Origin of the sequence: Streptomyces phytophilus (genome assembly GCF_013870535.1) — a bacterium.
Classification (GTDB): Bacteria; Actinomycetota; Actinomycetes; order Streptomycetales; family Streptomycetaceae; genus Streptomyces; species Streptomyces phytophilus.
In genome coordinates this window covers 1-8,161 of sequence record NZ_JACBXC010000156.1, presented here as the reverse complement: position 1 = coordinate 8,161, position 8,161 = coordinate 1, and the positions used below count along the sequence as shown (strand labels likewise).

Sequence of the window (8,161 nt, the reverse complement as noted above, 5' to 3'; positions counted from 1 at the left end):
GGCCGAGCCGCCGGTAGACGAGTGGGCCGCCGCGATCGCACACCTCACCGAACCGCCGGCCGACGACTGGTCGGCCGCCATCGCACACCTGACCACACCAGCGCCGTGCAGCGCGGCGAAGGACGCCTGAAGGGGGCACCTGTGGCAACTCCCACCATCCCGCGCGACGCTGACCAGCTCGCCGACGCGCTCGGCGACACCGCGACGCTGAAGGACATCGTCAAGACTCCGGAGACGCTGAGGGACTTCATCGTCGACTACGCCAAGCAGCAGGCGGCGAAGGACCCGACGATCGAGGCGCAGATCCGCGAAGAGACGCAGAAGCAGTTCGCGGAGATCCTGAAGAACGAGCAGATCGACGGGATCAACCGGCTCAACCTCTCCCCGGAGAGCACGCCGGCCGCCCGGTCGAAGCACTACAACGCGAAGGCGCCCGGCGCGGGGCTCGACAAGCGGTTCCCGGACTGGTCCAGCTACATGAGTGCGGTCTGGGCGGGGGCGAAGGGCTCGGAGGCGCTGTCAGCTCAGTCGGACATCGCGAAGATCCAGAACGCTTTCGGCTCCAGCATCCCGGCTGACGGCGGGTTCCTGATCCCCGAGTATCTGCGGTCGGAGTTGCTGCGGGTGGCACTGGAAGACTCGGTCGTCCGCTCCCGGGCCCGTGTGGTGCCGATGGAGACCCTCACCGTGCCGTACCCGATGCTCGACTCCACGTCGAACGCCTCGTCGGTGTACGGCGGCGTGACCGCGTTCTGGACCGAGGAGGGCGCGGACTTCGAAGAGTCCAGCCCCACGTTCGGCCGCATCATGCTGATGGCGAAGAAGCTCACGCTGTACTCCGAGATCCCGAACGAACTGTTCTCCGACTCCGTCATCAGCCTCGAACAGTTCATGAGCGACTCCTACCCGGAGGCGCTCAGGTGGTTCGAGGACGTCGCGTTCATCGACGGCAACGGTGCTGGGCAGCCGAAGGGCTTCCTCAACGCCGACGCCGCGGTGTCCGTGCCGAAGGAGTCCGGGCAGGCGGCGGCGACGCTGCAGTGGGAGAACATCGTCAAGGCGTACGCCCGCATGCTCCCCAGCTCCATCGGCCGGGCGGTGTGGGTCGCGCACATCGACACCTTCCCCGCGCTGGCAACGATGGCGCTGAACGTCGGCACCGGCGGCTCCGCCGTGTGGATGGGCACCGCCAGCCACGACGGCGCTGGCGCCCCGCCCATGACGATCCTCGGCCGCCCCGTCGTCTTCACCGAGAAGGTGAGCACGCTCGGCACCGTCGGAGACATCAACTTCGTGGACTTCGGCTACTACCTGGTGGGCGACCGCCAGGCCATGCAGATGGACACCTCGATTCACTACAAGTTCGGCAAGGACAAGACCGCGGTCCGGCTCATCGAGCGGGTCGACGGACAGCCGTGGATCAAGTCGCCGATCACCCCGCGGAAGGGCAGCAACACGCTGTCGCCGTTCGTCAAGGTCGCGACCAGGGCCTGACGGGCCGCGAGACAGGGATGCCGGGCCCGGCAGGCAGTAACGCCCCTGCCGGGCCTCATCCGAAGAGGCAGTAACGCCCCTCAAGGAGGGCACCATGGACGGGCTCGGAAGGCTCTTCAACACCATCGCCGTCGCCGACGGCGTGTACGTGCCGCTCACCGACGGCCAGGCAGTCAGCTTCGTCTGCTACCTCGCCGCCGGCGACACGTTCACCGTGCAGGAGGCGCAGAACGGCGGCGGCACCGGTGCGAAGGATCTCGACGTCGTGGACCACTACTACACGTCCGACGGTGTCGGCGGAGCGTGGACCGAGCGGACGCAGGCTGCGGACGCCGCGGTCACCATCTCCGGAGCGGCCGGCCTGGACTGCGCGGTGTTCACCGTCGAAGCCGACTCACTGTCGGACGGCTTCACGCACGTGAAGTGCACCAGCACCTCGACGGGCACCGTCGTGGCGCTGCTGCATGACCTGCGCACCCAGCGCACCCCGCAGAACCTGCCGGCGCTGGTCTGAAGGGGCGGCTGACTGATGATCCGCGGACGCACCAACGCTGACGGCGAGGTCGAGTTCTACGACGACGCCACCGGCACCACCGTCCTCACTGTCGCGGCCGGCTCGGCGGGGCTCCTGGCATCCACCCCGCCGGTGGTCAACAACACCGCCGCTTCTGACGTGGCAGGGCTCGTGACCGCCTTCAACGCCCTCCTCGCGGCGCTTCGCACCCGCGGCGTGATCACGGGGACCTGAACCGATGAGCCTGCGGCACTGCCAGGACTGCACAGCCGCCTACGCGGTTGGCCTGCCGGCCTGCCCGCAGTGCGGCTCGACGGACTACTCGGAGGAACCCATGCCGAAGATCACCCGCCGTGGCGGGGCGAGCATCGCCGGCGCGACGGTCGTCGGCGGCGCTTGGTCCGACAACGACACCGCCGATAGCTGGCCGGAAGAGGAGGGAGGCGAGCAGCCATCCCCTGGGAACAGCTCCTCAGCATCGTCCGAGAAGCCCGACAGCGAGCCGACGAAGAGCGCGCCCGCCCGCCGGCCGCGTGCCCGAACGACGGGGAGCCGCTCGAAGAAGGCGGCGACGGGCGGCTCTTCTGCCCCTTCGACGGATGGCGGCCCGACGGATCCCGAGCCGGCCGCTGACGCCGACGCCTGACCCCTGCCCGTACCGATGCCCCGAGAGGAGGTGCCCGCCCGTGAACGCCACCGTGACCCCCGTACGCCGCGTGCCGCGCGCGGTCGCCTCCTCCCGGCCGGGTGGGGGTGGGCGCCGTGCATGAGCCGTGGTACTGCACTCGTGAGGTTGTGATGCGGGCGCTGGACTCGAAGTCCACCGCCCGCACCTCGGGGCAGGTCGACCGCGCTGTCGAGTCTGCGTCGCGCGACGTCGACCGGCTGTGTCACCGCCGGTTCTACCCGCAGATCGCCACGCGGTTCTTTGACTTCCCGAGTCCGCAGTACGCGCGGCCGTGGCGCCTGTGGCTCGACGACTCCGAACTGATCTCGGTGACGTCGCTGTCGTCCGGCGGCACTGCGATCAACGAGGCCGACTTCTTCTTGGAGCCGAACCGCAGCGGGCCGCCGTACAGCCGAGTTGAGATCGACCTCGCCGGGCCGGCCACTTTCGGCGGCGGCGACACCCACCAGCGGGACATCACCCTCACCGGCCTGTTCGGCTACCGCAACGACGAGACGCAGGCTGGCACGCTCGCCGCCGCGGTGGCGTCCGCGGACGCCACGAGCATCACCGTCGACGGGCCGGCCGCCGCCGCGCTCGGCGTCGGCAGCGTGCTGCGCCTCGGCGCGGAGCGGCTCCTCGTCACCGCGCGGGCCAACGCCGACACCGGACAGAACCTCGGCGGCGACCTGACCCCGCAGAACAACTCGGTGGCCGTCACCGTGGCGGACGGCACCGTGTTCGCGGTCGACGAGGTGCTCCTCATCGGCTCCGAGCGCATGCTGATCGTGGACATCGCCGGCAACACCCTGACGGTGAAGCGCGGGTGGGACGGCTCTGTCCTCGCCGCGCATACGGCCGGCGCCGACGTCTACGCCCCCCGCACCCTCACCGTGCAGCGTGGCGCGCTCGGCACCACAGCGGCCACCCACGACTCCGGCGCGCAGGTGGTGCGCTGGGACCCGCCCGGCCCGGTCCGCGACCTCACGCTCGCCGAGGCGGTCGCGCAGCTCACAAACGAGCAGACCGGGTACGCCCGTACGCGCCGCTCGGGCGACGGCGGCAGCAGCGAACGCGCCATGGACGCGACGGCGCTCGCTGCGCTGCGGGACCGCGTGTACGCCTCGCACGGCCGGAAAGCGCGGGTGAGGGCGGTATGAGCATCGACGTGCACGTCTCCGGCCCGCTGTTCGACGGCCGCGCGGCACACGCCGCGCAGGACGCCTGCGACGACGCGCGCGACGACATCGCGGAGTTCGCCGAGGAGCGGGCGCTGACGGACATGGGCGCGCACTTCCGGCACCCCACCGGCTACTACGAGTCCCGCGTGACGACCACCCGCGTGTCCGGCGACACGTCGCTCGTGCACGACCAGGGCGTGGTGTATGGGCCGTGGCTGGAAGGCGTGGGCTCGCGGAATGCCCCGGTCACCCGCTTCGCCGGGTACGGGCACTGGCGGCGCACGAAGGAGGCGGCGCGGGCCCGCGGCCCGGAGATCGCCGAGCGCGCCGTACGCCGCCACCTGCCTGAGATGGGGGGCTGAGCCGTGGCACTCGACATCACCGCCCTGTTCGATGCGGCGACCTCCCACGCCTCTGCGTCGGGCCACTTCGAGCAGGTCAACGGCCACGAGGCGATCAACCCGGCGACCAGCGGCGGCCTTACCGCCGCGGTGTGGGTCAACCAGATCACGGCGATCCGCTCGTCGGGCCTGGATTCGACATCGGCGCTCGTCGTGCTGAACGTCCGCATCTACACGAGCGCGGTGGCGTTCCCGCTGGACGCGATCGACCCGGCGGTCACCGCGGCTGTCGACGCCCTGTGCGCCGCGTACGTCGGGGACTTCACCTTCGATGGCCTGATCCGCAACGTCGATGTCCGCGGGGCGTACGGCCAGTCGCTGGACGTGCGGGCGGGCTACATCCAGCAGGACGGGGCGCTGACGCGGGTCATGACGATCGCCCTGCCCTGCGTCGTCAACGATCTTTGGACGGAGGCCCCGTAATGGCCAAGCAGAGCGGCCTCGGAGACGCGCTCTACGTCGCCGGGTACAACGCCTCCGGCGACATTCAGCAGCTCGGCGCGATCGGCGGCGGCCCGGCGCTGCTGCCGGCCACCGGCATCGACAAGTCGGCGAACGAGCGGCTCGGCGGCCTGCGCGACGGCCGTATGGAGATGACGACGTTCTTCAACTCCGACCCGTTGAACGGCGCGACGCACGAGAAGCTGTCCGCACTGCCCCGTACGGACGTCATCCTGACGTACTGCCGCGGCACGGTCCTCGGCGCGCCGGCGGCGTCCCTCGTGGGGAAGCAGGTCGGGTATGACCCGACCCGCGGCGACGACGGGTCGCTGACGTTCACGGTGCAGGCGCAGGCCAATGCGTTCGGCATCGAGTGGGGCCGGCAGCTCACCGCCGGCGTGCGTACGGACACCGCGGCGACGAACGGCACGAGCATCGACACCACAGCGTCCGCTGACTTCGGGGCGCAGGCGTACGTGCAGGTGTTCGCGTTCACCGGCACCGACGCCACGATCACGGTGCAGGACTCGGCGGACAACGTGGCCTTCACCGACGTCGCCGGGCTCTCGTTCACCGCGGTCACGGCCGCGCCTGTCACGGAGCGCATCGCGATCGCCAACACGACGACCGTCCGCCGGTACCTGCGGGTGGCCACGACCACCACGGGCGGGTTCACGTCGCTCAGCTTCGCCGTCAACGTGATCAAGAACGAGGTTGAGGGGGTCGTCTTCTAATGGGCGCACAGCTCTTCCGGCCGCCGCCGCTCATGGGCGCGGGCGCCTACAAGACGTACGAGATGCGGTCCCCGCTGTCCACGCACTTCCGGCGTGGGACGTGTGCTGAGGCGCAGTGCCCGCAGTACCTGAACGGCTGGCGCGTACGGGTCGAGGCGCTGACGCCGGACCTGCTGCACGCCGCGCGCACCTCCGGCCGGAAGTGGGTCGAGCAGCACGTCGCCGAGGGCGAGACATACCTGCTGTTCGAGGCCGGGCAGCCGTGTTTCCGCGCCGACCAGCACCGCATCCGCGTGGAGCGTCCGCCGCTGTACGTCGTCCGTGATGGCGACTACCGCGGCAACCCGCGCGGCACGCGGGGCCGCCAGCACCTGAACCCGGCGCACTGGGTCGAGGACTTCGCCGAGCATCAGCAGACGCTCGCCGACGAGATCGAGAAGGGATAACCAGCCATGGCGAAGAGCACTGGTCTCGGCCAGACGGCACTGTCGGTGGACGACGCATCCGGCACGCCGCGCGACATCCGCAACGACATCACGAACTGGCAACTCAGCACGCCGCGCGGCGTGCAGGACGTCACCGGCGTGGACAAGAGCGCGAACGAGCGGCTGCTGCTGCTCGCCGACGTCAGCGTCACGTACAACGGCGTGTTCAACCCGGCGTCCAACGCCTCCCACGACGTGTTCAAGACCGTGCCGTCCACGTCGGTCGGCCGCGTGTGCACGAACACCGTCAACGGGGTGACGCTGGCGCCCACGTGCCTGTTCTCCGACTACCAGCTCACCCGGGCTGACAGCGGGGAGCTTACGTGGAGCGCGCCGGGCGCCCTTTCCAACGGCGTCGTTCCGACGTGGGGCTGACATGGGCTACCGCAAGAAGCCGAAGACCATGGTCCTCACGTTCGAGGACGACGAGGAGCTGAGGGGCCTGGAGGTCCACCTCCGCGGCAAGAGCCTCGGCGAGTACCTGGAGATTGTCGGGCTCGCGGAGTCCGAGATCGACGGCCCGGTCCTCGTACGGCAGTTGGAGGAACTCGCCGCGGACCTCATCTCCTGGAACCTGGAGGAAGAGGACGGCACCCCCGTGCCGGCCACCAGGGACGCGGTGTTCGCGCAGGACAAGGACCTGATGATGAAGGTCGCCATCAAGTGGTTCGAGCGGCTGGAAGGGGCGGTGGACGCCCCTTTGCCCGACAGCTCGCCCTCTGGCGAGCCGTCCCCGGCGGTGTCCGCGATTCCGATGGAAGTCCTGTCGGACCCCCAGCCGAGTACAGCCGTGCCCGCCTGATCGTCGACCTGTGCGACCGCTTCCACTGCCTGCCCTCCGCGCTGCTGGAGGAGGACGTGGAACTGCTCCACCTGCTCGAAATAGTCCGTCTCGGGAGCCCGGAGGAGGGAGGGGAGGGCGGTGGCGAATGACGTGGAGATCCGCGTACGGGTCCAGAACGACACCGCCGGCGGCCTCGCCTCCGTCAACAACTCCATCCGTGACCTGCGGAACAACGCGCGGGACGCCTCGCAGTCTCTCAACCGGCTGACGACGTCGGCGACGGCGGCGTCCGCGGCGCTGCAACTGGTGGACTCGCGGGCGGCCGCTGCCTCCCGCAGCCTGCGGGACCTCGGGCACAACACCGACGGCGCGACGGCGGCGCTGCGGGATCTGCGGGACTCCGGCACCAGCGTCAACAACTCGCTGCGCACGATGAACGCGCGCACGCAGACCGCCGGCGGGCGGATGGAGGCGCTCGGGAACCGTACGCAAGCGCTGCGCGACGACACCGACGACCTCGGCGATTCCGTGGAGCGCCTCGTCGGCCGCTTCGGCGGGCTGCGGTCGGGCCTCGGGTCGCTCCCGGGAGTCACGGTCCGCAGCGGCGACGGCATGCAGCGGTTGAAGGCGGCGGCGCTGCGCCTCACCCCGGCGTTGATTCCGATTGCGGCGGCGGCGGTGCCCGTGGCTGCGGGGCTGGGTGCGGCGGCGATCGCGGTGGGTGTGTTCGGGCTGGCGGTGGCCGGGCAGGTCTCGAAGCTCACGGCTGCGTCCGACGCGCAGAAGAAGTATCGCGAGGCCGTCGCCGAGCACGGCCGCGCCAGCGAAGAGGCGGCGAAGGCCGAGCAGGAGTACCTGCGGGCGGTCGCCGCGATGCCGGCGCCGACGCGGCGTGCGGCTGCGGCGTTGGGGATACTCAAGGACGACTACAAGGAGTGGTCCAACGCGCTGGCGTCGGACACGATGCCCGTCGTTACGAAGTCGTTCGGGGTGTTCGGGGCTTTGCTGCCGCGGCTGACGCCCACGGTGAGGGGCGCGTCCGTCGAGCTGGACCGGCTGATGACGGTGATCGGCGGCGGGGTCCAGTCGCAGGGTTTCGAGCGGTTCATGAACTCGTTCGCCTCGTTCGCATCGGGTGCGCTGCGGAAGGCCACCGATGGACTGGTCTCCTTCTCCCGTGCCATGTCCGAAGGCGCCGGCCACAGCGAGATGGCCGACTTCATGGATTACGCCCGCGAGCAGGGGCCGCTCGTGGACGAGACGCTGCGGAACCTGGCGAAGGCGTTGACGCACCTCGTTGTGGCGGCGAGCGACGTTGGCGTGAGCATGCTCCAGGTCGTCAACGTGCTCGCGAAGATGTTCAACGCGATTCCGACGGGCGCCTTGTCGACGCTGATGCAGTTCGCGTTCGCGTTCAAGGCGGTGCAGCTCGCCGCGGTGGGGCTGGGGGCGGCGAGCAC

Annotated in this window: 11 protein-coding genes and 1 pseudogene; all 12 read left to right on the top strand. The window is 70.2% G+C overall.

Annotated features, from left to right (window positions below):
- Positions 1-141: 141 nt before the first annotated feature.
- On the top strand, positions 142-1,494 hold the full coding sequence (locus H5J30_RS10825; RefSeq protein ID WP_181787217.1) for a phage major capsid protein: 1,353 nt from the start codon (positions 142-144) through the stop codon (positions 1,492-1,494).
- A gap of 94 nt (positions 1,495-1,588) precedes the next feature.
- Positions 1,589-2,008 (top strand): hypothetical protein, encoded by a 420-nt coding sequence (locus H5J30_RS10820; protein ID WP_181787216.1) that lies wholly within the window; start codon positions 1,589-1,591, stop codon positions 2,006-2,008.
- 15 nt (positions 2,009-2,023) lie between these two features.
- Positions 2,024-2,242 carry a hypothetical protein gene (locus H5J30_RS10815; protein ID WP_181787215.1) on the top strand — a complete coding sequence of 73 codons (219 nt, stop codon included), beginning with the start codon at positions 2,024-2,026 and terminating at the stop codon, positions 2,240-2,242.
- Positions 2,243-2,342: 100 nt separating this feature from the next.
- On the top strand, positions 2,343-2,654 hold the full coding sequence (locus tag H5J30_RS10810; RefSeq protein ID WP_181787214.1) for a hypothetical protein: 312 nt from the start codon (positions 2,343-2,345) through the stop codon (positions 2,652-2,654).
- A 152-nt stretch (positions 2,655-2,806) separates the two neighbouring features.
- Positions 2,807-3,835 (top strand): hypothetical protein, encoded by a 1,029-nt coding sequence (locus H5J30_RS10805; RefSeq protein WP_181787213.1) that lies wholly within the window; start codon positions 2,807-2,809, stop codon positions 3,833-3,835.
- Positions 3,832-4,218 carry a hypothetical protein gene (locus tag H5J30_RS10800; RefSeq protein ID WP_181787212.1) on the top strand — a complete coding sequence of 129 codons (387 nt, stop codon included), beginning with the start codon at positions 3,832-3,834 and terminating at the stop codon, positions 4,216-4,218. The genes H5J30_RS10805 and H5J30_RS10800 overlap by 4 nt, the downstream gene beginning before the upstream one ends.
- A gap of 3 nt (positions 4,219-4,221) precedes the next feature.
- Positions 4,222-4,680, top strand: a complete 459-nt coding sequence (locus H5J30_RS10795) for a hypothetical protein (RefSeq protein WP_181787211.1) — start codon at positions 4,222-4,224, stop codon at positions 4,678-4,680.
- Positions 4,680-5,432, top strand: a complete 753-nt coding sequence (locus tag H5J30_RS10790; protein WP_181787210.1) for a hypothetical protein — start codon at positions 4,680-4,682, stop codon at positions 5,430-5,432. Before H5J30_RS10795 ends, H5J30_RS10790 begins: the two co-directional genes overlap by 1 nt.
- Entirely contained in the window at positions 5,432-5,878 is a 447-nt protein-coding gene (locus H5J30_RS10785; RefSeq protein ID WP_181787209.1) for a hypothetical protein, read from the top strand. The genes H5J30_RS10790 and H5J30_RS10785 overlap by 1 nt, the downstream gene beginning before the upstream one ends.
- Positions 5,879-5,884: 6 nt before the next feature.
- Positions 5,885-6,292 carry a hypothetical protein gene (locus H5J30_RS36600; protein ID WP_258563239.1) on the top strand — a complete coding sequence of 136 codons (408 nt, stop codon included), beginning with the start codon at positions 5,885-5,887 and terminating at the stop codon, positions 6,290-6,292.
- A 1-nt stretch (position 6,293) separates the two neighbouring features.
- A complete protein-coding gene (locus H5J30_RS10775; RefSeq protein ID WP_181787208.1) occupies positions 6,294-6,719 on the top strand; it encodes a hypothetical protein in 426 nt (141 codons plus the stop codon).
- 120 nt (positions 6,720-6,839) lie between these two features.
- Positions 6,840-8,161, top strand: a pseudogene (locus H5J30_RS10770) (hypothetical protein); the annotation flags it as partial.

What these genes read in the sequence shown, in the direction of transcription:
- H5J30_RS10820 (WP_181787216.1), top strand. Translation starts at nt 1,589, where the DNA reads ATGGACGGGCTCGGAAGGCTCTTCAACACCATCGCCGTCGCCGACGGC.
- H5J30_RS10815 (WP_181787215.1), top strand. Translation starts at nt 2,024, where the DNA reads ATGATCCGCGGACGCACCAACGCTGACGGCGAGGTCGAGTTCTACGAC.
- H5J30_RS10810 (WP_181787214.1), top strand. Translation starts at nt 2,343, where the DNA reads ATGCCGAAGATCACCCGCCGTGGCGGGGCGAGCATCGCCGGCGCGACG.
- H5J30_RS10805 (WP_181787213.1), top strand. Translation starts at nt 2,807, where the DNA reads ATGCGGGCGCTGGACTCGAAGTCCACCGCCCGCACCTCGGGGCAGGTC.
- H5J30_RS10800 (WP_181787212.1), top strand. Translation starts at nt 3,832, where the DNA reads ATGAGCATCGACGTGCACGTCTCCGGCCCGCTGTTCGACGGCCGCGCG.
- H5J30_RS10790 (WP_181787210.1), top strand. Translation starts at nt 4,680, where the DNA reads ATGGCCAAGCAGAGCGGCCTCGGAGACGCGCTCTACGTCGCCGGGTAC.
- H5J30_RS10785 (WP_181787209.1), top strand. Translation starts at nt 5,432, where the DNA reads ATGGGCGCACAGCTCTTCCGGCCGCCGCCGCTCATGGGCGCGGGCGCC.
- H5J30_RS36600 (WP_258563239.1), top strand. Translation starts at nt 5,885, where the DNA reads ATGGCGAAGAGCACTGGTCTCGGCCAGACGGCACTGTCGGTGGACGAC.
- H5J30_RS10775 (WP_181787208.1), top strand. Translation starts at nt 6,294, where the DNA reads ATGGGCTACCGCAAGAAGCCGAAGACCATGGTCCTCACGTTCGAGGAC.